The organism is Paramuribaculum intestinale (assembly GCF_030759015.1).
GTDB classification, from domain to species: Bacteria; Bacteroidota; Bacteroidia; order Bacteroidales; family Muribaculaceae; genus Paramuribaculum; species Paramuribaculum intestinale.
On the sequence record NZ_CP098825.1, the window covers coordinates 2,159,392 to 2,182,408 of the forward strand.

15 protein-coding genes, 1 tRNA gene, 3 rRNA genes and 2 pseudogenes are annotated in these 23,017 nt (G+C 56.4%); 17 read left to right on the forward strand and 4 right to left on the reverse strand.

The window, feature by feature from the left end:
* The first annotated feature begins 120 nt into the window (after positions 1-120).
* From NF347_RS09810 to NF347_RS09890, 17 genes and pseudogenes are all read left to right on the forward strand, one after another.
* Positions 121-1,242 carry a head maturation protease, ClpP-related gene (locus NF347_RS09810; RefSeq protein WP_306254168.1) on the forward strand — a complete coding sequence of 374 codons (1,122 nt, stop codon included), beginning with the start codon at positions 121-123 and terminating at the stop codon, positions 1,240-1,242.
* A gap of 37 nt (positions 1,243-1,279) precedes the next feature.
* Entirely contained in the window at positions 1,280-2,179 is a 900-nt protein-coding gene (locus tag NF347_RS09815) for a hypothetical protein (protein ID WP_107036669.1), read from the forward strand.
* Positions 2,180-2,184: 5 nt separating this feature from the next.
* Entirely contained in the window at positions 2,185-2,649 is a 465-nt protein-coding gene (locus tag NF347_RS09820) for an N-acetylmuramoyl-L-alanine amidase (protein ID WP_107036668.1), read from the forward strand.
* A gap of 315 nt (positions 2,650-2,964) precedes the next feature.
* Positions 2,965-3,453: a hypothetical protein gene (locus NF347_RS09825; protein WP_133165534.1), complete on the forward strand. Its 489-nt coding sequence runs from the start codon at positions 2,965-2,967 to the stop codon at positions 3,451-3,453.
* A complete protein-coding gene (locus NF347_RS09830; protein ID WP_107036665.1) occupies positions 3,431-3,901 on the forward strand; it encodes a phage tail tube protein in 471 nt (156 codons plus the stop codon). Before NF347_RS09825 ends, NF347_RS09830 begins: the two co-directional genes overlap by 23 nt.
* An 18-nt stretch (positions 3,902-3,919) precedes the next feature.
* Entirely contained in the window at positions 3,920-4,291 is a 372-nt protein-coding gene (locus NF347_RS09835) for a hypothetical protein (RefSeq protein ID WP_107036664.1), read from the forward strand.
* 35 nt (positions 4,292-4,326) lie between these two features.
* Positions 4,327-4,611, forward strand: coding sequence for a hypothetical protein (locus tag NF347_RS09840; RefSeq protein WP_133165535.1), 285 nt, complete (start codon positions 4,327-4,329; stop codon positions 4,609-4,611).
* A gap of 11 nt (positions 4,612-4,622) precedes the next feature.
* On the forward strand, positions 4,623-7,418 hold the full coding sequence (locus NF347_RS09845; RefSeq protein WP_107036662.1) for a phage tail tape measure protein: 2,796 nt from the start codon (positions 4,623-4,625) through the stop codon (positions 7,416-7,418).
* Positions 7,415-9,643 (forward strand): hypothetical protein, encoded by a 2,229-nt coding sequence (locus NF347_RS09850; RefSeq protein WP_107036661.1) that lies wholly within the window; start codon positions 7,415-7,417, stop codon positions 9,641-9,643. The genes NF347_RS09845 and NF347_RS09850 overlap by 4 nt, the downstream gene beginning before the upstream one ends.
* A gap of 3 nt (positions 9,644-9,646) precedes the next feature.
* On the forward strand, positions 9,647-12,475 hold the full coding sequence (locus NF347_RS09855; protein WP_107681643.1) for a tail fiber domain-containing protein: 2,829 nt from the start codon (positions 9,647-9,649) through the stop codon (positions 12,473-12,475).
* Complete coding sequence (locus tag NF347_RS09860) at positions 12,472-13,680, forward strand: hypothetical protein (RefSeq protein WP_133165493.1); 1,209 nt, start codon at positions 12,472-12,474, stop codon at positions 13,678-13,680. The genes NF347_RS09855 and NF347_RS09860 overlap by 4 nt, the downstream gene beginning before the upstream one ends.
* Before the next feature lie 21 nt (positions 13,681-13,701).
* Positions 13,702-13,998 (forward strand): hypothetical protein, encoded by a 297-nt coding sequence (locus NF347_RS09865; protein ID WP_107681641.1) that lies wholly within the window; start codon positions 13,702-13,704, stop codon positions 13,996-13,998.
* A complete protein-coding gene (locus NF347_RS09870; RefSeq protein WP_290143139.1) occupies positions 13,995-14,414 on the forward strand; it encodes a hypothetical protein in 420 nt (139 codons plus the stop codon). Before NF347_RS09865 ends, NF347_RS09870 begins: the two co-directional genes overlap by 4 nt.
* Positions 14,415-14,602: 188 nt before the next feature.
* Positions 14,603-15,249, forward strand: a pseudogene (locus NF347_RS09875) (thymidylate synthase).
* Between the two features lie 33 nt (positions 15,250-15,282).
* Positions 15,283-16,111, forward strand: a pseudogene (locus NF347_RS09880) (DNA adenine methylase).
* A 160-nt stretch (positions 16,112-16,271) separates the two neighbouring features.
* On the forward strand, positions 16,272-16,523 hold the full coding sequence (locus NF347_RS09885; protein WP_107037104.1) for a hypothetical protein: 252 nt from the start codon (positions 16,272-16,274) through the stop codon (positions 16,521-16,523).
* A 165-nt stretch (positions 16,524-16,688) separates the two neighbouring features.
* Positions 16,689-17,237, forward strand: coding sequence for a helix-turn-helix domain-containing protein (locus NF347_RS09890; RefSeq protein WP_290084103.1), 549 nt, complete (start codon positions 16,689-16,691; stop codon positions 17,235-17,237).
* 284 nt (positions 17,238-17,521) lie between these two features.
* On the opposite strand, the gene rrf is transcribed toward NF347_RS09890, so the two are convergent.
* From rrf to NF347_RS09910, 4 genes are all read right to left on the reverse strand, one after another.
* Positions 17,522-17,630: ribosomal RNA gene (gene rrf, locus NF347_RS09895) — 5S ribosomal RNA — on the reverse strand.
* Between the two features lie 178 nt (positions 17,631-17,808).
* A 23S ribosomal RNA gene (locus NF347_RS09900) occupies positions 17,809-20,711 on the reverse strand.
* 194 nt (positions 20,712-20,905) lie between these two features.
* Positions 20,906-20,979: transfer RNA gene (locus tag NF347_RS09905), tRNA-Ile, on the reverse strand.
* 231 nt (positions 20,980-21,210) lie between these two features.
* Positions 21,211-22,747, reverse strand: a 16S ribosomal RNA gene (locus NF347_RS09910).
* The 16S, 23S and 5S rRNA genes sit together here with 1 tRNA gene alongside, the layout of an rRNA operon.
* Positions 22,748-23,017 lie beyond the last annotated feature (270 nt).

The window sequence follows — 23,017 nt, forward strand, 5'->3', positions numbered from 1 at the left end:
TGATGTTTGTCGTAACTGATTATGTGGTAATGATGTGCGTATAAAGTTTTATGATAAAACCTCGATTTTAATAAGCCCGAAAACCTCCCCATATTTGCACTGCAAAACCGAAAAAGCAGAATGAAAACTCAGTTTTTTAATATAGAACGCGCCGACACCGGCACAGTTACAATCTACCTCTATGGAGAGATCGGGGATTACGCCGATGTGCGGTGTGCGCATGTGGCCGCAGAGCTTATGGCCGCCGCACCGGGCGCCCGCATCGACCTCCGCATCAACTCCATCGGCGGCGAGGTCTACAGCGGCATTGCGATCTACAACGCCATCCGCAACAGCCGCGGCGATATACATATCTATGTCGACGGTGTAGCGGCCTCCATGGCCGGCGTAATCGCCCTTTGCGGGCGCCCGGTATCGATGAGCAAGTACGCGCGGCTGATGCTGCACAGCGTCAGCGGCGGCTGCTACGGCGACCGCAAGGAGCTGGAGCGCTGCCTGCAGGAGATCGCCGCGCTCGAGGACAGCCTGGCCGATATTATAGCCAAGCGCATCAATATCGAGCCGGAGGCGGTCAAGGCCAAATATTTTGACGGCGCCGACCACTGGATGACAGCCGAAGAGGCTCTTGCCGGACACTTTGTCGACTCGATATATGACGCCGATCCGATCGATGGCGACACGCCAGAGGATATATACACGATATTCAATAACCGCCTCCGCAAGCCGGAGGCTAAATCAAATGATATAATGGACCTTAAAGAGTTAAAAAAGCGTGCCCGTTTTGCCGCCTGTGCGGATGATAACGCGGCTCTCGTTGAGATCGACAAACTGGAGGCGGAGGCCGCGGAGTCAGCCTCTCTCAAAACCAAGGTAACCAACCTTGAGACAAAGCTGCAGGAGCAGGGGGCTGCCATCGAGGCCGCCAAAGCTGCGGAGCGCAAGGCGCTGCTCGACGCTGCACAGCGCGACGGCCGCATCAATGCCACAAACCGCCAGACATTTGAAAACATCCTCAAAACCAGTTTTGAGGACGGCAAGGCGGCGCTCGCATCGCTCAAGCCCCGCCGCAGCGTCATGCAGGATATTGTACTGAGCGGATCGTCGGCAGAGTCGACCGAGTGGCACAACAAGAGCTGGGATGAGCTCGACCGCGCCGGCCGCCTCATAGAGCTGCGCGACAGTGCGCCGGAGGTGTTTAAGGCCAAATTCCGCGAAAAATTTGGCCGTGAGCCAAACCTCTGATCAATCAAGTATATAACCAATAAATCAACCAAAAAAAATGGCAGTACAGAAAGAAATCTGGCTCTCGTCGATCGTGGGGCTGCTCTTTGCACAGAACAGCTTTATGGCCAAGGCCTTTAATGCCGACGAGTACGTAAATCAGGGCAAAACCGTGCACATACCGCAGGCGGGCGCGCCCTCCGGTGTCAAAAAAAACCGCGCCGAATTGCCCGCAAGCGTCAAGCAGCGCAAAGACTCCGATCTGACATTTGTGCTCGACGAGTACACCACCGATCCCGTGCATATCCCGCACGCCGACACTGTCGAGCTGTCGTATGACAAGCGCGAGAGCATCCTGCGCCAGGATAAGCTCAAGCTGCTCGACGAGGTGGCCAAGTCGTTTATCGCGGCATGGCTCCCGACTGACGCAGAGTGCACACTCAAGACCACCGGCAGAGCGGTCGACGCCCATACACCCTCCGCGACCGGCAAGCGCAAGGCGTTTACGGCAGACGATGTACTGGCCGCGATGACAGCGTTTAACGCCGCCGACATCCCGCAGGAGGGCCGCTATCTGTTGCTCGATGCACAGATGTACTCGCAGCTGCTCGCGAGCCTCACCAAGACAGAGGGCATGGCCTTTTTGGCGTGTGCCGACGCCGTTAACGGCGTAGTGGGCAAACTCCACAGTTTTAACGTGATGCTGCGCTCGACTGTGGCCGCCGTCGATGCTGACGGCGCTCTTGTCGCCGAGGCTGCCGCTACCGACTGCGCCGCCGCTCTGGCATGGCATGAGCAGAGCGTGTGCCGCGCCCTGGGTGAGGTCAAGATGTACAGCAATGAGGACGATCCGACCTACTACGGCGACATCTACTCATTTTTAGTGCGCGCCGGCGGCCGCCGTATGCGCAACGATGGGGCCGGAGTGCTCGCGATCGTACAGGACACCGTAGAGTAATCACCATGGCAAAGCTCAAATATCTCGTGTTGCACTGCACCGCCACGCCTGAGGGCCGTGAGGTCACCGCGGATGACATCCGCAGGTGGCACACAGCCCCGGTGGCGGCGGGCGGTCGGGGCTGGAGGCAGGTCGGATATACCGATCTGATCCACCTTGACGGCACGGTGGAGCGCCTTGTCGACAACAACGAGGATGCCAATGTGGATCCGTGGGAGATCACCAACGGCGCGGCAGGCTACAACTCTGTAAGCCGTCATGTCGCCTACGCCGGCGGATGCGCCCTCGATGGCAAGACGCCCGCAGACACCCGCACCGTCATGCAACGCAGTGCCATGGAGCGCTATGTGCGTGATTTTCACCGGCGCTTCCCATTGGTCCGCATCGTCGGGCATAATGAGCTCGCGGCCAAGGCGTGCCCGAGCTTTGACGTGCAGAGGTGGCTCAGGTCAATAGGTATCAACCAGTAATGCCAACGCTATGAGGTATGACCATAACAGACGTGATAGCCCTTGCCGGGAGCGGGGGTATAGTAGGGTTGGCCATCGGATTTGCGACACTCCGCGCCAAGATCCGGCAAGCCAACGCCGATGCGGAGTCCGCCAAAGCCCAAGCCCAAAAAGCGCGGGCAGAGGCCGAGACTATTAAGATAACCAATACAGAGTCAGCCACAAGGATACTGGTTGACAACCTGTTAAAACCAATTATAAAAGAATTAGATGAGACTCGTAACGAGGTCAAAAAATTGCGCGAGGCACTGGAGCGCGCTAACAATTGTCGCTATCATGCTGACTGCCCTGTGTTGCATGGGATGCACCAGCTCGCGGTCGCAGTCAAGGGAGATGGCCGCGGGGCAGGGATCGACAGAGCAGGAGGCGTCGACCACCATCACGCGCAAGCAGGTGAGGTTGACGCCGATACCGGCGGCAGTGGCATCCCTCCGCCTCGCGGCCGTGAGCCTCCCTGATCTGCCCGACGGACTCCCGTTGTCGATGCACAACGGCCGTGCGACCGTAACGGTCGAGCGCGACGGCGACAGTCTGATCGTGACAGCCACATGCGACTCACTGGAGCGTCAGATCGAGATTGTCGAGGAGGAGCTATGGCACACAAAACAGCAGGCAGAGGCTTACAGATCTCAGCTTGAGGAGTCGGTCAAACAGCGGTCAAACGGCGTTTGGCCGACGCTCAAATGGCTTTTTGCCGGGATAGCCGCCGGCGTAGTATTAACCATAACAACGACAAAGATATATGGCAGTATTAGACGGCGTTAACCTTATCCTGTCGATCGGCGGCAAGGCCCTGGCATTTTCGACGGGATGCAAGATCACGACGACCACGGAGACCGGCACGCGCCAGACCAAGGAGTCGGCCGCCGGCAAATGGCCGGAGAAATACGCAAAGAGCTTTAGCGAGGACATCTCGGCTGACGGCCTGACGATTACAAATGGCTCGGATAACATGCCCTCTTACGATCAGCTCAAAAAAATGCAGCTCACCGGCGAGCCGATCACGGCCTCGTACAGCGTGCGCGAGGGCGAGGGCCGCGAGGGTAAGGAATCCGGAGGTTATGCGGGCAAATACCTGATCACATCGCTCGAGCTCGACGGTCAGACCAATGACGACTCCAAATACAGTGTCAAGCTCGAGAGTCACGGACCGGTCAAGCCGATCAATGGCGGCCTCTCCGGCGGCGACGCGGCTCCGGCGGCAAATAAGTAATCTCAACAGGTGATAATCATGGCAAAATCAAAAAGCAACAAAGCGGCCGGCATGCCGGCCGGAGCGCCTCCGAGAGTGGAGCTGCGCCGCATAGTGATCGCCGGCAAGGAGTACCCCTGCCGCATAACCATGGGGGCCATGCTCCGCTTTAAGCGTGCGACCGGCCACGATGTGAGCAAGCTTGACTCCGGTAATATCGAGGAGTTGCTGACATTTGTACACTGCTGTATAGCGAGTGCGTGCAATGTCGACAGGATCGAGTTTGGCCTGACCGTGGAGGAGATGGCCGACAATCTCGAGCCGGACGCTCTCAATGCCTTTTACGACGGTATCTCCTCCCCCTCGGCCGGGGAGGCTGACACCGAAAAAAAAACAGTAGCCCCGGCGTAACCGAGCTGCTCGCGGTCGCGGTCGGCGAGATGGGTATGACCGTCGCCGATTTTTGCGAGCTGACGCCGGCGGAGTTTTCGGAGGCGCTGACAATACGCCAGCGCCTCCGGGAGTCCGGCGAGCGGGCGGAGTGGGAGCGGGCGCGCATGATGTGCATGTGCATACTCCAGCCCTACGCCAAAAATCCTCTCAAACCTACTGACGTCATGCAATTTCCGTGGGAAGCAGGAGAGAGAGGAGATACAGCGCGCCGGGCGCTCACGCATGAGGAGGAGATGGCCGAGTTTGAGCGCGCTAAAAAGGCATACGGATTAACCTGACAATAACGACAATGGCAAACAACAGCATCGACTTTGAGATCAGTATCAGGGATGCGGGGAGCGGCGCTCTCCGCACGGTGTCTGTTGCCGCCAAAAAGGCCGACGAGGCGATAGCGCAGATTACGCAGAGCGCCTCAAAAGCCGAGGGTGGTCTGCGCAATATGGCGGGCGCATCCATCGTGCTCGAGGCGGGCATCAAGTCCATACAGACGCTGCAGGGCGTGATCGGCGGTGCGATCAGCCAGTACAACTCGTTTGACACCGCGATGCGACGCGCCAATACAATGGCGCTGCAGTCTGGCGAGGCATACGACAAGATGCGCGGTCAGATCGTCAGCATGAGCCGGGAGATACCGCTGGTGCGCGATGAGCTTGCCAACGGACTCTACGAGGTGGTGTCAAACGGCGTGCCGGAGGACAACTGGATAGAGTTTCTGGACCGTTCCGCCCGCGCGGCCGTAGGCGGCTGCGCCGACCTCGGCACCACCGTCGGCACCACTGCGACGATCATCAAGACATACGGCCTCGCATGGGATCAGGCAACATCCGTGCAAGACAAGATGCAGATGACCGCCAAAAAGGGCAAGACAAGCATCGCGGAGCTTGGTCAGGCATTGCCACACGTCAGCGGCTCTGCCTCGCAGCTCGGCGTCGAGCTTGACGAGCTGATGGCGGTATTTGCGTCGACAACCGGCGTTACGGGCAACACCTCGGAGGTCAGCACACAGCTTGCCGCGGTGCTCAACTCGCTGATCAAGCCGTCATCGGAGGCGAGCAAGGCGGCCGAGGCTATGGGGATCCGCTTTGACGCAGCCTCGGTCAAGGCTGCGGGTGGTTTTGCCAATTTTTTGACGCAGCTCGATACATCGGTACAGGCGTATGCGGCCAAGTCGGGACAGCTGTCGGAGACGATCTACGGTCAGTTGTTTGGCAGTGCCGAGGCGCTGCGCCTGCTGGGCTCGCTAACCGGCGAGCAAAAGGATGTCTTCGCGGCCAATATACAGGCGATGGCAGACAGTACAGGCGCTATCGACGAGGCATTTGAGATTATGAGCGAGTCAAATGACTCGTTTGCTCAAAAACTCAACAATGCGATAGCGTCGATGACCGACTGGGCGGGGTCTGCGGCAAAGGTGGCCGGCCCGGTGCTAGACCTTACCGCTAACGCCGGGATGGCGGTAATGAGTATCGCACAACTCGCAAAGGGGATGCGGCTCGCCAAGGTGGCGTCTGCGGCATGGACAGCCGTACAGCATCCGCTCAATGCCGCAATATCTGCAAACCCGATCGGCCTGATGGTGATGGCTATTGCGGCTCTCGTTGCCGCGATAGTGTATGCCTACAACAACTGTGAGGAGTTTCGGCAGTCGTGCGACCGGATGTGGGCGACTGTCAAGGATGTCGCCGAGGTTATATGGGCGCTACTGGTCAAGGCGTTTAACGCGGTTTATCCGATAATCAAGGATGTAGCCGAGGTTGTATGGTCGCTGTTGGTCAAGGCGTTTGAGGCGCTCTATGAGATCCACACAAAGATCGTGGGAGCTGTGATGGACTACCTGGCGCCGGCGTTTGACAAGCTCTCGAGCGCCGTTAAGACGGCGTGGGAGTGGGTGCGTCGCCTGTCGGGTGTCGATGAGGCTGATCAGCTCGAGGCGGCCGGCAATGCAGCCAAGGGCGCAGCCGCGGCCGTCACCGGCTACGGTGAGGCAGTCGAAGAGGCGGCCGACAAGGCCGAGGAGGCTGGCAAAAAGACTGTCAACGGCCTCAACGGAGGTGGTCCGACCAACCCTCCCAAATACGACGGCAAAAGCCTTATAGCCAATGCCAGGACGTATAATGAGCTCGCCAACAATATCACCTACTATGAGAGTAAGCTCAAAAATCTCGCGCCATCACAGGAGGCGGAGATCACCCGCATATCCCGGGCTGTCGCAGGTCTAAAGCGTCAGCAGGAGGCGATCAAGGCGCTGCAGGCGGCTGCCGAGATGCCGGAGGATCCGCGCTCCATGGCGGACATCAATAAGGCTATCTCGATCAAAAAGGCACAGCTGCAGCTCGAGCCTGACCCCGGCGCGCAGGTCCGGATAAACCGCGAGATCAAGGCGCTGGAGCGACAGCTTAAGATCATCGAGATCCGTCTGGAGACAAAGCCGCTTAAGGCTGATCAGATCATCCCGGCGACGCCTGACCATGGCGCAAAAATAGACTTGAGCAAATATGGCGTCACTCCGCCGGATCTGTCAAAGATCAAGTTACCGGGCGCCGATCAGATCCTCGGCGACGGACATGAGCGCAAAAAACAGGAGATCGAGGGGCTGGTACCCGTATCGCGGCTTGCGCAGCAGGGACTCGGCGGCGTGAGCGACATGCTCCAATCCGTAACCCGGCTCACCGGCGAGAGTGCCGGCGCATGGCTCCAGTGGGGCGCCTCCGTCCTCGATGCCTGCTCCAGGGCGCTGCCCGCTATTATGGCCGTGGCAGCCGGCAATGCCGCCAACAGCGCCGCGCAGACTCCCGTCGTGGGATGGATCCTCGCCGGAGCGGCTATAGCCGGGGTGCTCGCGTCATTTGCGGCAATCCCAAAATTTGCAGATGGCGGTATAGCCTACGGCCCGACTCTCGGCCTGTTTGGCGAGTATGCCGGCGCCTCCAATAATCCGGAGGTGGTGGCGCCGCTCGATAAGCTGCGCTCCCTGATCAATCCGGCGGGAGGTGTCATGGCCGGCCGCGTGGAGTTTGTGATCGATGGCCGCAGGCTGGTGGGAGTCCTTAACAATGTCAACAGATACAACGAGCGTACACGATGAGCAAGACACTGACATATTACACGGAGTTTGGCAATCGCCCGGCGATCCATGCCGGACGCGAGGCGTGCTACCGTATCGAGATATGGGGAGAGGGCAATAACGTCGCCAGAGAGATCAGTGTGGATTTTGACGCTCCGGCCATGATCGAGTGGGCGGAGGTGGCCAAGCTTGATCCGGTGCAGGGATCCGCTCTGACGCTGCGCCTTGTCTCGGAGAGCGACCGGGAGTTTGTGGGGCTGTACACCGTGGAGGAGGGCGCATGGCGCGTCGATATATACCGCAACGACGATCTGTACTGGCGCGGATCTATCGACACGGAGCTGTACGAGGAGCCATACTCTACGTCGAGCGGCTACGTGGTGGAGGTCACGGCGTCAGATCTCGGCCCGGCCGACCGCACCGATTTCGACTTGACCGGCCGCCATACCATAGAGGATGTTATCCGTCATTGCCTGTTATGCACTGCAATAGCCGACATGGAGCAGGCTATATCGATCAGCACGTCGCTGCCTGACGCCAAAGAGCCATTGTCGCTATCGGATCTGTATGTCAACACCGCCAATTTTTACGACGAGGATGGCGAGCCCATGACATGCCGCGAGGTGCTCGAGGAGGTGTTGAGACCGTTTGCTCTCCGCCTTGTGCAGCGCAATGGCGTGGTACATATATTTGACCTCAACGCGGCGTCCGCCTGGCCGTCGACGGAGGTCTGCTGGATCAGCAATGACGCCCGGATGGGTGTCGATGTGACCTATAATAAGGTCAAGGTGCTGCTGTCGACCTACTCCGACGCCAATGGCTGTGACGGATCCCTCGAGCATGACGAGGTGCTTAAGGGATCGGCCGGAGATCTGTACTACACCGGTGAGCGCGATCACCAGGCGATAGGATCGCCGGGGTTTAGGGTGGCCTCCGGACAGGAGCAACATCCGCAGCTCGAGATATGCAATGGTGCGCTGGTGTGCCGCATGGATGCGGAATGGAGCGGCAGCGATACCGCCGGGGTCGTGTGGCAATACATGGGGCTCAAGGCGCTCGGATCCGGCTATCAGTGTATGATCACGCGAGATGGCGACAACTGGCCGACTGCCATGACATCGGGTACGTTTGTCCCGATCGCCAAGACGCGGCGCCATCTGTCATTAGATCCGTATCAGCCTGTGTATGTAGGATCATCGGCGGGCGGCGAAGTCTATACCGGGGCGCAGCTCCGGGTGTCGCTCGACCTGCTCCTCGACACTCGCTACAATCCGTTTGAGGATGCGGGCGCCGACAATGGCGGCACGCAATACGGCAAGGCGCTCGACATCCCGGCGTCTGTGCGTATCCCCGTGCAGATCGTGTGCCGCAATATCGATGGCGAGATCGCATACCTGTACAATAACGACAGCTTTGTCAGCTCCTACTCCTACACCGGCGGAGAGGGGCAATGGATACCCTATACAGCCGCCGATTTAGCTAAAAACATCTGTTGGCTACAGTATTACGATTGGGACGACTGGAATGGTAAATCGCCTGTAGGAGGATGGGTTGCAAACCGTCAGAGTATCGGCGATCCAAAGGCTACGACCAAGACTATGAAAAAGCGCGGCGACGGCTATTATATCCCCATGCCGCCGTGTGTGGGGTCTGTTGAGCTGTGGGTCGGCAAGGGGTTTGGCGTCATTGTCGATGGGTCAGATGGGTGGCTGCCAAATACAGCAGTACGGCAGTCTGACGCATGGGATAAGTTTGTCAGCCATTTGCGGTGGCTGGCCTACCGTAATCCCAAAATCGACCTCGTCAAATCGAGCGGCAAGGATCTGACCGGGAGCGATCTCGAGGATAGTGCATATATAGTGCGGACTGCAAAGGAGGAGCTGTCTATCGATACGATCGTAGGTACTCCGGGTGACCGGGCGCTCCCTACGTCAAGAGCTATGATGACACTCGGCGACGGGCGGCAGATCCGACGCATGACCCGCGCCGGAGTCACCGACCGCATCGAGCGGCTGCTGATCGGCACGGCATACAGCCAGTATGCCGGACACAATACGGTGCTGAGCGGCACGGCGGAGCTTGTGCCGGATATGCCGGCTATGACTGACGCCTCGGCGCCAGGAGAGAGATATATAATGCTGTCGGATCGTCAAAACCTCGCGGCCGACACAAGCGAGATCCGCATGGTGCGCTTTGTCGGCGATAGCTATGAGGGTGTCGAGATAACCAAAACAACGCAAGGCTGACCAATGAGCAAAAAACAATACAACGTAAGGACTGCGGCGGTGGCCGCGACCGAGAGGCGCGCCCGCAGGAGAGGCGCGTCTGTAGTCACCGCGGGCTCCGGCAGCAGCTATAACGAGGTGTATGGCGACATCGCCGGCAAACTCGACAGAGAGCTCTTTGACTCGATGTTTGAGCGGGTTAGCGAGGGTGTCGACGCCGAGGGTGTCGAGCGTTGGTACATCCGGGCCAAGTCGCACCTCGTGAGCGTGGGCGATGTTACAGCGTATGGCAATGGCGGTCCTGGCGGAGGCGGATCGACGGGCGGCGGGGTTACGGAGCTGCGCTGCCTCGATGATGTGATATTGACCAATCCCAAGGCCGGGCAGATCCTCAAGTATGATGGTCGGCATTGGGTCAATAGGACAATAGATACAGGACTCAACGAGACGGCTCTTGCGGCATACCTGCAGACCAACCGGTATGCCAAGTTGAGCGATATCCCCTCGCTGGCCGATTATGCCACGCAGTCGTGGGTAGAGGATAAGGGCTATGCCACAGAGGCATGGGTGATAGCACAGCATTACCTGACGGAGCACCAGGATATATCGCACCTGCTGACACGTGCGGAGTTTGACTCGATGTTTGAGCGCGTTGATACAGATGGCGGCGGGTGGTACATATTGGCCAAGTCGCACCTTGCCAGTGTCGGCGACGTCACAGCTTACGGGACCGGCGGTCTGGGTAGTACACTCGGAGGTATCGGCGATGTGCAGCTTGGCTCGCTTGCGGCGGGCGATGTGCTCAAATGGGACGGTCAGCACTGGGTCAACGGTCCTGCTCCGGCGGGTGGCGTCGACGAGTCGGTGCTGGCCAACTACGTGACGCTCGACACCGAGCAGCAGATCAGCGGGCACAAGCGGTTTACGTGGAACGATACGGATTTTAGTCATCGCATCACGGTCAATGGCAGCTTTGAGGACGATATCCACCACCATCCGCAGGTCATGTGGCATGTCAGCAATCGCCGATGGACTAAGGCGGTCATGGACGTATGGGGCAATATCCATCTCTTGGAGGGGAGCGCGGGTACATTTGGTGGCGCACATCAAGGCCTCGTGGCGTCCAAATTTGCCAAGCCGGACGGCACGGCCTCGCAGGTACTTATGGCCGATGGGTCGGTGCAAACGCTCTGGAGGGCGGCAGAGGTGACAACCGCAACTACTGACTCAGGGATGATTACGCCTTTGGGGCTCAATCAATGGACGACAAAGACATTTGTGACCGCCCTCGGCACATCGGGCAACTATCTGACATGGACAAAGAACGGCGCGGTTAATAATATTACGATACCATATGCCACCGAGTCGAGGGTGTTGCGCTCTAACGGGTGGCTCACGGCCATCAGCGGCGACAAGCATGGCGCGGGGGTGAGGCTGTATGAGGCGTATAACAACGGCTATCCTACCGCTTATGGCAATGTGCTGGCGGTGCAAGGATCGGCGATGGCGGGCGCGGGCGAGTTGCTTATGGGATGGTCGGGCACGGACGCGGGACACGCAAATCTGTATTACCGCAACTGCAGGGACAGCGCTATCACGTGGTCCCCGTGGACTACCATCCTCGACTCGGCAAACTACTCCTCCATCCTCGATGATCGCTATGTCAACATCACCGGCGACACGATGACGGGGCCGCTGCGTATTGCGCACAGCGCAACCAACTGTGTGCTGTACACTCAGTACAACACCGCGGGTGCGTACTCCAATGTGATATGGGCTAATGTGAATGAGTCCCGTGTTATCTTTGGATCGCCCAACTGGCCGACTGTCGAGCTTGAGACCGCTAACTCCGCGACGGCTGCATATCGTCGCACAAATGGCGTACAATACAAGATCTGGGACTCCGGCAACCACGGCCACACCAGTGGTCTTAATGCCGATCTGCTCGATGGCCATCACAGATGGGATTTTTTTAGACATGGCGCCGGTTATATATCAAGCGATTACTTTAACGGAACCGCGTTTCAAAATCTCGCCCCTGGCGCTTATATATACGGTTACGGAGCTGCATCGGGCTTGTTGGTGTCGTTTGGTAACATCGGAGCGAGTGCGTCATCGTTGGAGCTATACACAACATATCCCGACGAGACAGACATCCGCTATCGTAAAAAGATAGACTCCAACCGTTTCGCAGGCGGGTGGAATACTCTGATTACTAACCGTAACATCTGGGCTTATAATGCGGGATCCGCCACCAAACTACAGACAGCGCGCAGCCTTTGGGGTAACAGCTTTAACGGCGAGGCGGGGTGTGGAGGAGGTCTGACGTTTGACCCGCTTACCGGCGCAAACGCGCGCAATCTGCTGTATCAAAAAATGGCCGATAATGACTTTTTTCGCATCCGCTGCGGTGGGTCGGCGTCAAATGCCGGATGGGTGGAGATAGCGACGGCCGATGACGGCACAGAGCCGATCTACGTGCGTCAGTACACCGGCGAGTTTGCGACGATCACGCGCACGCTGACGCTGCTCGATGGCAGCGGTAACACCTACCTGCCGGGCCACCTCGTGGCCTCCGGCGACGTGACGGCCTACTCCGACGCGCGCCTCAAGTCAGACGTGCAGACGTTGCGCAACCGCGGATTTATCACCCCGCGCACCTACATCAAGGACGGCAAGCGGTGTATCGGTTTTTTGGCGCAGGAGGTGCAGCAAAGATACCCGGAGCTTGTGACTGACACCGGCGGAGCTGATCATTGGCTCGCCCTCAACTATGGCAACCTCGTGGCCGTGCTGGAGGCGCAGATAATTGACCACGAGGAGAGGATTAAAAGATTGGAGGACAGAACATGAGTGCAATAGGTAATACAGGCGTAAAATTTGCAGAGGTGGTCAGGGCAACGCTCGGCGAAAGCTCAACATCAGCGAGTGTGCTCTGTCGCAGCGATAAAATCAACTGGCAAGCACGCAACAAACCCACCATATACCCAAAAAATTTTGACTTGACCGATGCAGAGCGCATCGGCCACCCCAAGCAAACCAACAACGGTATTTATTTTGGCATCCGCATGGGTACTGTATATGGTCGTTTGGCTGACATACATAACGCGACGTTTGAGTATCTCAGGCCGCAAGGTGGCGCGGAGGAGCCGTGGCGCATAGGAGATTTCCGCGGGTATAATCAAGCCGCAAGGATTACGCCGATTGCGTCAGAGTTGAGCACAGAGATACAGTGTCAGGCGGAGCAGGCATTTGCATGTCGGATTGTGCACAATACCAACAATAACGGCGGCATCAATCTGGACGAGATCCTGACTTTTATGCGGCAGTCGGGCATGGATACATTTTCGCTGGCCAACGCTAACCCCTGTCTTATGCTGACTCGCAAAGGCGGCACGACACATGCGGTGAGGGCGCTCAAATGTTGGGACACGCGGGACGTTACGCCGCTGTATCACAACGGAGCGTGGCACGAGCGCTATTACATAGGTATGGAGCGTGGCACGCTTGGCGATGCCGCCCAGTTGCTGCCAACGACCAACGGATCATGGCCGCTGACCGTGTCTGTGTTTTTGGCGGGAGTCTTGGCTGGAGATCATTTTGACTTGCATAACTGGTGTCTGACCAACGACGGCAATCCGGCGTGGGTGCTGCCACAGGCTATCGGTCTGTATGACGCATGTGGCAAATCGGCCACCTACACGGTGTTTGACGATTCGCCAAGCGGAGGCAACGAGAGCATATGGCGCGTGTATGTGGCATCGTTGACGCAGATTAGCACGGGTATCAGGTTTGTGATCAACTCCAACCGCAACACATCAAGCACGACTTATCGGCTCTTTGTCGATGTCGCCGGCTGCGGCAGCAACTCAAAAACATTCACGATGCCACAGTACTCATCTACTAATTTGGATTTTACGTGGAATGAGCTGCGCATGGGTCCGCCTGCACCCGCGGCCGGGTCAACCTACAACATACGTATGCAGATACACTCGATGTCCGGCACATCGGCAACCACCCTCTGGTGGGAGGGGCAAAAAACAATAACAATACAATAACTAACCTCAAAACAATAAATTATGAACAAAAACAAAGTGCAGGTGGTGGCAGCCACCTATCAGGTCAACAATGACCACGACGACAATCGCGAGTATCGGATCTCGGCAAGCGTGAGAATCGGAGCGGACAACACCGTGGAGAGTATCGACGCGGGAGTAGTGTCGACGCTTGACGGCCACAGCGTCGCTACATTTCGCCGCTACATGGGCGGGGGTCTGACGGTAGAGTTTGACGCTACATGCCCGGATCAGACTGCGACGCTCGACGCCATAAACGGATTTATCGCAGACTGCGAGGAGGGAGGGGTAGAGGCATGAAAATGTATGAACTGCTGAATGTTAGCGATCAGCTCAACAGCCTACCCCTCGGCAAACTGACGATCGCCCAGCGCGCCGCGCTCACCCGTACAATCTGCGCCATCTCGCAGGCGCGCAAACCGTTTGACGAGGCTCTAAAGGAGGCGCGCGAAAAGCTCAAGCCGGAGGGCTTTGACGATCTTGCCGGCAAGGGATCGCGCACCCCTGACGAGGAGGCACAGTATAAGCTGCTCGTCGATGAGTATAACGAGGCTGTGCGTACCGCCATCCAGCCCAATCTCGACGCAGAGGTGACGCTGACCGTCGCCAAGCCGATGACGATGGAGGAGTTTTTGGCGCTGCCTGACTGTGCTCCTGACTGGACAGCCGGACACATAGTCTACCTGCAGGATCTGCTTGGCATTACCGGGGAGTAATCCACAATAGCCCTCCGGGGGGGGGCAAAAAAAATAACCCCCCGGCCTGTTAGTAGCATCTGACCACATACTAACATATATGCGACACGCCGCACGGCCGAGGGCTATATGCCTTTGACTGCGGTGTGTCGCATATGTATGTGGTCAGATACACAAAAGTACATAAAATAACCCAAACCTACAATAAAATGACGAGGATTAACAAATATCACCAACTGCTGATCAGGATCCTAAACCAAGGCCGCCATCAGCAAAACAAAAGGGAGGTATAACATACCTCATCAATGAGCAGCTGTCGCTCACGCCGGGCGATCTGCTCGAGATTTTTGAGACACACGGCATCGCCCGCAAAAAACTCAAGGCGGAGTTGTCATTATATATGGCCGGAGAGTGCGACATCGAGCGCTATAGGGCCGCCGGGATCGACTGGTGGGATTATTGCGGACAGACGTTGATCAACAGTTATCCGACCTATATGGCCAAGCTGCCCGTATTGATCGATCGCATCAACCGGGAGCAGCGCAACTCAAAAAATTACGTGTTGTTTTTGGGCGCAACCGAGGCGCCGACAAATCAGGCGCCCTGCCTGAGTCTGATCCAGTATCAGATCGAGGATGGGGAGCTTGTGATCTCAGCGTATCAACGCAGCTCCGACGCAAGCCTCGGATTGCCATCCGACCTCTACCACCTCTACCTCATGTCGCGACAGATAGAGCTGCCCCTGCGCTCGATCACGCTCAACCTCGGCAACGTACACATCTACGACACCAATATCGAGGCTACGCGCAGGATGCTCGATGGTGAGGAGGGTGTCAAGTACACACTCAATGTTTAACCACCACTCAAACAGTGCTCAAATACTATTATAATGACTAAGATATACAAGTCGGCGCCGCTCCCTTTCCAGGGCCAAAAGCGCCGCTATGTCGGCGAGTTTCGCCGCGTGCTGGGCCAGATCCGCGACGCCCGGATCTTTGTCGACCTCTTTGGCGGATCCGGATTGCTCTCGCATATCGCCAAGCGGGAGCGTCCCGACGCCATAGTGATCTACAACGACTTCGACGACTATCGCACGCGTCTCGACAATATACCGCGCACTAATGCGCTAATCAGCGACTTACGCACCATAATGGGGGGGGGGTAAATCCAAGTCACAACGGATCGCATCCCCGCAGCGGGAGCGCATCCTGGAGAGGATTGCCGCAGAGGATGCGGCCGGCTATGTCGATTATATCACATTAGCGGCAAATCTATGTTTTCCGGGCAAGCGGGCGACATCGTACGAGGAGCTGTCAAAGCAGACCTTATATAATAATGTAGTCTCGTCACCATACGGCGCAGCGGGCTACCTCGACGGCTTGACCATCACGAGTTGCGACTACCGCGAGCTTGTGGCACGGTATCGCAACCGTCCGGATGTAGTGTTTTTGGCTGATCCGCCATATCTCTCCACGGATGTAAGCACATATAATATGTCGTGGGGGTTGAGTGACTACCTCGACGTGATCGCGTCGCTCGCCGGTCAGCGCTACATCTATTTTACAAGCTCCAAATCGTCAATCGTGGAGCTCTGCGAGTGGCTCGGACGCAATGCAGGGGTAGGCAATATTTTTGCCGAGGCTATCCGGAGCGACGTTGCGGCCACCGTTAATTACAGCGCCCGCTACTCCGATATAATGCTCTATAATGCAGTGTGATGCGCTGCGCCTCTGCGAGGGCGCCTTAACAGCCATGATTTTTTCAAAAAAATAATTTATCATATATGATAAATTCAAAAGTTTTTGTAACTTTGCATCGTAATCAAAAAAAACAACACCAAACACTGCGGATCCAGCAGCCTAAACTCGGAACAAAAAAATGGCAAACGTAATCTACAACGACCGCGAGAGCAATTCGACGGAGTGGACCATCGTGGTAAAAGGTATCAAGTATCTCACACTCGAGTACAAAACCACATGGGAGGGCAAACGCGACGCAACCATGAAATTCGCCCTCGCCGACGAAAGCGAGCTGATCTCTGCCCTCAACGCACACGGCGGCAGCGCTATCGTGGAGGGTTATACCGGTCCCCGCGCACTCTCAACTGTCAAGCACGAGGCTGTGAGATAATCAATCCTGCATCCATCAACTCAGAAAACTCAATCGCGGCGAAGAGATTGCGAGGCAATACAAGCCGCGATTGAGTGTTACAGATGGATGGATTACGAGGATGGTCGCGCCGAAAGCGACGCAAAGTCCCGATATAGTTAAACAATACTAATTATTCGATAAATAATGACTGACGAAGAATTACTTAATCGAGTGACGTCCTTCGACGAAAGCTTCTTTTCGGCTCATATTGCGCTTGAGGAGCATCCCGAACCGGGGGTTACAACGGTTGTTGCTTGGCTTTATTCTGATCCGGGATCACAATTGACAATTGTGCCATTTGTCATCCCTGACAATGAGGAGTGGATGTTTACTCCGCGCGATTGGCAGTCGTTTGATGTTTTGGCACTAAACAATGATCTCGGCGCATACATCCAAGCTACCGAGTGGCGCGTTAATGATACCGATACTCCGGGGTTTATCGTCAACGGACTACCTCGTCTGCTTAACGACGCCCCCGTGCAGCTTAAGATTGTCGCACGCAAAAAACTTGGCGAGGACATTAAAGCCGCCAGGCTTGCAAAAGGTTTAACACTTAAAGATCTCGACGCGTTGACTGGGATTCCGTATTCGAGATTGAGCCGCATCGAGGGAGGTCGAGATAATCCTACGTTTGACGGCCTCGTGCGCCTCGCAGTTGCTCTTGATACGACTTTTGTGATCGGCGGTTATTAGTCGGATCAACACACAAAAAAAAGAAGCATTGCCTCGTTGGTGATGCTTCTTTTTTGTGTTGATTTTCGCGTCGCGCGTTAAAATTTCACTACGTTTCGTTTTGATTTTAACAACGTTTCGTTTTTCCGATTTGCCTACGTTTCGTTTTTCCCCGACACGACGTTTCGTTTTTCCGATTGTACATTGTCGCTTCATCCGATCCACCTCCGATTATTCCGATGGCTCCGATAAAAAAACAAAACTGCCTCCATGGTCGGAGTGACCATGGAGGCAGCTTATCAAAAAGGGGGCGGTTACCTACTTTCCCGCTTTCGCAGTATCATCGGCGTAGTGAGGTTTAACTTCTCTGTTCGGAATGGGAAGAGGTGGAACCCTCACGCTAACACCACCTGAATATCGTTAACTGGAAGCGATCGCAACTGACTCCGGAAAGGGAGTGAGTCATCCGGTATTCGCTGCTGTGACCTTTATAGCGCCTGCGCTCAAGGCGGAGAGCTTCAGGCCGGGTCTGCGGCAGCTGCGGATTTGTTTCTTTCTCCTCCGCCACTCTCACTAGAAGAGAGGCGGAGGCTGCGGAAAGGGTTCGGGTGATTAGTATCGCTCGGCTGTGGACGTCACCGTCCCTGCACCTGCGACCTATCGACGTCATCGTCTCTGACGACCCTTGTGTGGAAATCTTATCTTGAGGGGGGCTTCGTGCTTAGATGCTTTCAGCACTTATCCTTGCCAGACGCGGCTACCCGGCGGTGCTCCTGGCGGAACAACCGGCACACCGGAGGTCTGTCCAACACGGTCCTCTCGTACTAGTGTCGGGTCCTCGCAAATTTCCTGCGCCCACAACAGATAGGGACCGAACTGTCTCACGACGTTCTGAACCCAGCTCGCGTGCCACTTTAATAGGCGAACAGCCTAACCCTTGGGACCTTCTCCAGCCCCGGGATGTGACGAGCCGACATCGAGGTGCCAAACCACTCCGTCGATATGAGCTCTTGGGAGGGATCAGCCTGTTATCCCCGGAGTACCTTTTATCCTTTGAGCGATGGCCCTTCCATACGGAACCACCGGATCACTATGCTCTAGTTTCCTACCTGATCGACTTGTCGGTCTCCCAGTCAAGCGCGCTTGTGCCATTACACTCTGCGGCCGGTTACCAATCGGCCTGAGCGCACCTTTAGAAGCCTCCGTTACGCTTTTGGAGGCGACCACCCCAGTCAAACTACCCACCAAGCAATGTCCTCGCATCGCGAGTTAGAAACCAAATGCGCAAAGGTCAGTATTTCAACAACGGCTCCACGATGACTGGCGTCACCGTCTCACAGCCTCCTGACTATCCTACACATCGCGCACCCGGTCCCAATGCTAAGCTGCAGTAAAGGTTCACGGGGTCTTTCCGTCCCGTTGCGGGTAATCGGCATCTTCACCGATACTACAATTTCACCGAGCTCACGGTTGAGACAGTGTCCAGATCATTACACCATTCGTGCAGGTCGGAACTTACCCGACAAGGAATTTCGCTACCTTAGGACCGTTATAGTTACGGCCGCCGTTTACCGGGGCTTCAATTCAAGGCTTCTCTTGCGATGACCTCTCCTCTTAACCTTCCGGCACCGGGCAGGTGTCAGGCTGTATGCTTCATCATTAAACTTCGCACAGCCCTGTGTTTTTGTTAAACAGTTGCCTGGACCTATTCTCTGCGCCCTCCCATACAGGAGGGACCCCTTATCCCGAAGTTACGGGGTCAATTTGCCTAGTTCCTTAACCGTGAATCACTCGAGCGCCTCGGTATCTTCTACCCGACCACCTGTGTCGGTTTGCGGTACGGGCCCTGTTACGATATGCTTAGCGGGTTTTCTTGGGAGTATGTTTCCATCCGCTCTCCGCTCGCCCGGGGGCTCGCGGTACTGTCCCGATTCACAAGTCCTCCGGATTTGCCTGGAGAACATAAAGCTACACGGTTTAACGCACTATTCCGTCAGTGCGCGGGATTTCCACTCCTCCGTCACCACATCGCTCGCAACAGGGGTAACGGAATTTTTACCGTTTGTCCATCGGATCCGCCTTGCGGCTGCTCCTTAGGCCCCGACTTACCCTGATCCGATTAGCGTTGATCAGGAACCCTTGGTCTTTCGGCGGGAGGGTTTCGCGCCCTCCTTATCGTTACTTATACCTACATTTGCTTTTCCGATCCCTCCAGCATGGCTCGCGCCACACCTTCACAGGGCTACGGAATGCTCCCCTACCAACTGTGGGTCCAGCCCACCGTTCCATGGCTTCGGCAGCCGGCTTATGCCCGCGTATTATCCATGCGGGATCACTCGACTAGTGAGCTGTTACGCACTCTTTAAATGAATGGCTGCTTCCAAGCCAACATCCTAGCTGTCCTTGCAATCCCACCTCGTTATGGTCTTCAACTTAGCCCGCATTTGGGGGCCTTAGCCGATGGTCTGAGTTGTTCCTCTCTCGGACGCGGACCTTAGCACCCGCGCCCTCACTCCCGGGATTCATGCCGCGGCATTCGGAGTTTGTCAGGACTTGATAGGCGGTGAAGCCCTCGCATCCTATCAGTCGCTCTACCTCCGCGGTATAACACCCGAGGCTGCACCTAAATGCATTTCGGGGAGTACGAGCTATCTCCAAGTTTGATTGGCCTTTCACTCCTACCCTCAGGTCATCCGAAAGCTTTTCAACGCTTACCGGTTCGGCCCTCCAACGGGTGTTACCCCGTCTTCAGCCTGCCCAAGGGTAGATCACTTGGTTTCGCGTCCACCCGCGCCGACTAACGGCGCCGTGTTCCGACTCGCTTTCGCTTCGGCTCCGGGCATCACTGCCCTTAGCCTCGCCGGCGCGGGTGACTCGTAGGTTCATTATGCAAAAGGCACGCCGTCACCACACGTAGTGGCTCCGACCGCTTGTAGGCACATGATTTCAGGGTCTTTTTCACTCCTCTGTTCGAGGTTCTTTTCACCTTTCCCTCACGGTACTGGTTCGCTATCGGTCTCTCGGTAGTATTTAGCCTTACGGGATGGGCCCCGCAGATTCACACAGGATTTCTCGTGTCCCGCGCTACTCAGGTGCCGCCTCGCCCGGAATCACAGTTTTCGCCTAAGGGGCTGTCACCCGCTATGGCCACGCTTTCCAGCGTGTTCGGCTAACCGTATTCCATCACTTTACCGGCGGTCCTACAACCCCGCCAGACGCGTCGCCACGCCGGCGGTTTGGGCTATTGCGCGTTCGCTCGCCACTACTTGCGCAATCACTATTGTTTTCTCTTCCTCCGGGTACTGAGATGTTTCAGTTCCCCGGGTTCGCTCCGGTCACAGACCGGTGACGCACTCTTCGCGCGCCGGGTTGCCCCATTCGGAGATCTGCGGCTTGATGAGTATTTGCCTCCAACCGCAGCTTATCGCAGCTTGTCACGTCCTTCGTCGCCTCCGAGAGCCAAGGCATCCTTCATGTGCCCTTCTCTCCTTTCCTTTTACTTCGCCTTTTGACTCTACGTCAGATATCCGTCGTTCGTCGTGCTCATAAAAGCACATACGCCCGATGATTTCACTCGTTTCTATTGTCAATTGCTTGCCATCTCTGACTTGCGTCATCAATGACTATCGCTTCCAGTATGTCAATGTTCTCTTTGTTTACTATCCCGAAGCGTCAAGGCTCCGGAATTGTAGTCCCTGGCAGAGTTGAACTGCCGACCTCTACATTATCAGTGTAGCGCTCTAACCAACTGAGCTAAGGGACTGCACTTCAACCCCCGATGCCGGGGATAATGCGTTATAAAAAGCAACAGCCGAAGCAGCCGGCGGAAAAACATCCGCCGAAGAACCGTCGATGACATCATGCATATCGTGAAAGACATCAGAAGTCATCTCTCTGTCGTTCGACCGCCGATTGTCTGCCGGAATCCGGAAAACTCGCGCTTTCAGGCTTCCTGACGGCGTCGTAAGAGGTCATGGCAGGACATGCGCTCCAGAAAGGAGGTGTTCCAGCCGCACCTTCCGGTACGGCTACCTTGTTACGACTTAGCCCCAGTCACCGGTTTTACCCTAGGGCGCTCCTTGCGGTCACGCACTTCAGGCACCCCCGGCTTCCATGGCTTGACGGGCGGTGTGTACAAGGCCCGGGAACGTATTCACCGCGCCGTGGCTGATGCGCGATTACTAGCGAATCCAGCTTCATGGAGTCGGGTTGCAGACTCCAATCCGAACTGAGACAGGTTTTCGGGTTCCGCGCCCCGTCGCCGGGTGGCTTCCCGCTGTACCTGCCATTGTAACACGTGTGTCGCCCCGGACGTAAGGGCCGTGCTGATTTGACGTCATCCCCGCCTTCCTCACTGCTTGCGCAGGCAGTCCCCACAGAGTGCCCGCCATCACGCGATGGCAACTGTAGGTAGGGGTTGCGCTCGTTATGGCACTTAAGCCGACACCTCACGGCACGAGCTGACGACAACCATGCAGCACCTCGCAGGAGACCATTGCTGGCTGCCTCCTTTCAAAAACATCCCTCCTGCGTTTGAGCCCGGGTAAGGTTCCTCGCGTATCATCGAATTAAACCACATGTTCCTCCGCTTGTGCGGGCCCCCGTCAATTCCTTTGAGTTTCACCGTTGCCGGCGTACTCCCCAGGTGGAATGCTTAACGCTTTCGCTGTGTCACCCAGAACTCAATCGCCCCGGACAACTAGCATTCATCGTTTACTGCGTGGACTACCAGGGTATCTAATCCTGTTCGATACCCACGCCTTCGTGCTTCAGCGTCAGTTGGGCGCCGGTACGCTGCCTTCGCAATCGGAGTTCTGCGTGATATCTATGCATTTCACCGCTACACCACGCATTCCGCGTACTTCTCGCCCACTCAAGGCACCCAGTTTCAACGGCTCGACGAGGTTGAGCCCCGCAATTTTACCGCTGACTTAAGCGTCCGCCTACGCACCCTTTAAACCCAATAAATCCGGATAACGCTCGCATCCTCCGTATTACCGCGGCTGCTGGCACGGAGTTAGCCGATGCTTTTTCTCCGGGTACTCTCCAAACCGCACACGTGCGGCACTTTGCTCCCCGGCAAAAGAGGTTTACAACCCATAGGGCCGTCATCCCTCACGCGACTTGGCTGGTTCAGGCTCCCGCCCATTGACCAATATTCCTCACTGCTGCCTCCCGTAGGAGTCTGGTCCGTGTCTCAGTACCAGTGTGGGGGACCTTCCTCTCAGAACCCCTACGCATCGTCGTCTTGGTGGTCCGTTACACCGCCAACTAACTAATGCGACGCATGCCCATCCGCCACCGGAATTAACCTTTGGCACCAACAGGATGTCCCATAGGTGCATTATGCCGTATTAGACGGGATTTCTCCCGATTATCCGGCTGTGGCAGGCAGGTTGCATACGTGTTACTCACCCGTGCGCCGGTCGCCGGCTGGTAAAGGCAAGCCTTCACCACCGCTGCCCCTCGACTTGCATGTGTTAAGCCTGTCGCTAGCGTTCATCCTGAGCCAGGATCAAACTCTCCGCTGTTGTTATCTTTTGTTCTTTTTTTTTCTTGTGCTAAAGCCGCATAGCCTGAACCAATATTAAAAGACCCATCGGACACCGACAGCCATCGGAGCTCATCTTCCTCCCGGCCGACAATCTTGAATCTAAACGCTGGTCGAATTTGACAGAGACTTCATCCGCAGGACGGCTTGCGCCAGGCCTGCGGCCCTTGTTCTCTTGTACTACTTCGTCTATTGCAATTATTTCAATGTGCTCTGGTTTTGAATGCCGCCCTGAACTCGGGCGGAAATG

Excerpts from the sequence above, each read along its gene's own strand:
- NF347_RS09810 (WP_306254168.1), top strand. The coding sequence starts at position 121 with ATGAAAACTCAGTTTTTTAATATAGAACGCGCCGACACCGGCACAGTT.
- NF347_RS09815 (WP_107036669.1), top strand. The coding sequence starts at position 1,280 with ATGGCAGTACAGAAAGAAATCTGGCTCTCGTCGATCGTGGGGCTGCTC.
- NF347_RS09820 (WP_107036668.1), top strand. The coding sequence starts at position 2,185 with ATGGCAAAGCTCAAATATCTCGTGTTGCACTGCACCGCCACGCCTGAG.
- NF347_RS09825 (WP_133165534.1), top strand. The coding sequence starts at position 2,965 with ATGCTGACTGCCCTGTGTTGCATGGGATGCACCAGCTCGCGGTCGCAG.
- NF347_RS09830 (WP_107036665.1), top strand. The coding sequence starts at position 3,431 with ATGGCAGTATTAGACGGCGTTAACCTTATCCTGTCGATCGGCGGCAAG.
- NF347_RS09835 (WP_107036664.1), top strand. The coding sequence starts at position 3,920 with ATGGCAAAATCAAAAAGCAACAAAGCGGCCGGCATGCCGGCCGGAGCG.
- NF347_RS09840 (WP_133165535.1), top strand. The coding sequence starts at position 4,327 with ATGACCGTCGCCGATTTTTGCGAGCTGACGCCGGCGGAGTTTTCGGAG.
- NF347_RS09845 (WP_107036662.1), top strand. The coding sequence starts at position 4,623 with ATGGCAAACAACAGCATCGACTTTGAGATCAGTATCAGGGATGCGGGG.
- NF347_RS09850 (WP_107036661.1), top strand. The coding sequence starts at position 7,415 with ATGAGCAAGACACTGACATATTACACGGAGTTTGGCAATCGCCCGGCG.
- NF347_RS09855 (WP_107681643.1), top strand. The coding sequence starts at position 9,647 with ATGAGCAAAAAACAATACAACGTAAGGACTGCGGCGGTGGCCGCGACC.
- NF347_RS09860 (WP_133165493.1), top strand. The coding sequence starts at position 12,472 with ATGAGTGCAATAGGTAATACAGGCGTAAAATTTGCAGAGGTGGTCAGG.
- NF347_RS09865 (WP_107681641.1), top strand. The coding sequence starts at position 13,702 with ATGAACAAAAACAAAGTGCAGGTGGTGGCAGCCACCTATCAGGTCAAC.
- NF347_RS09870 (WP_290143139.1), top strand. The coding sequence starts at position 13,995 with ATGAAAATGTATGAACTGCTGAATGTTAGCGATCAGCTCAACAGCCTA.
- NF347_RS09885 (WP_107037104.1), top strand. The coding sequence starts at position 16,272 with ATGGCAAACGTAATCTACAACGACCGCGAGAGCAATTCGACGGAGTGG.
- NF347_RS09890 (WP_290084103.1), top strand. The coding sequence starts at position 16,689 with ATGACTGACGAAGAATTACTTAATCGAGTGACGTCCTTCGACGAAAGC.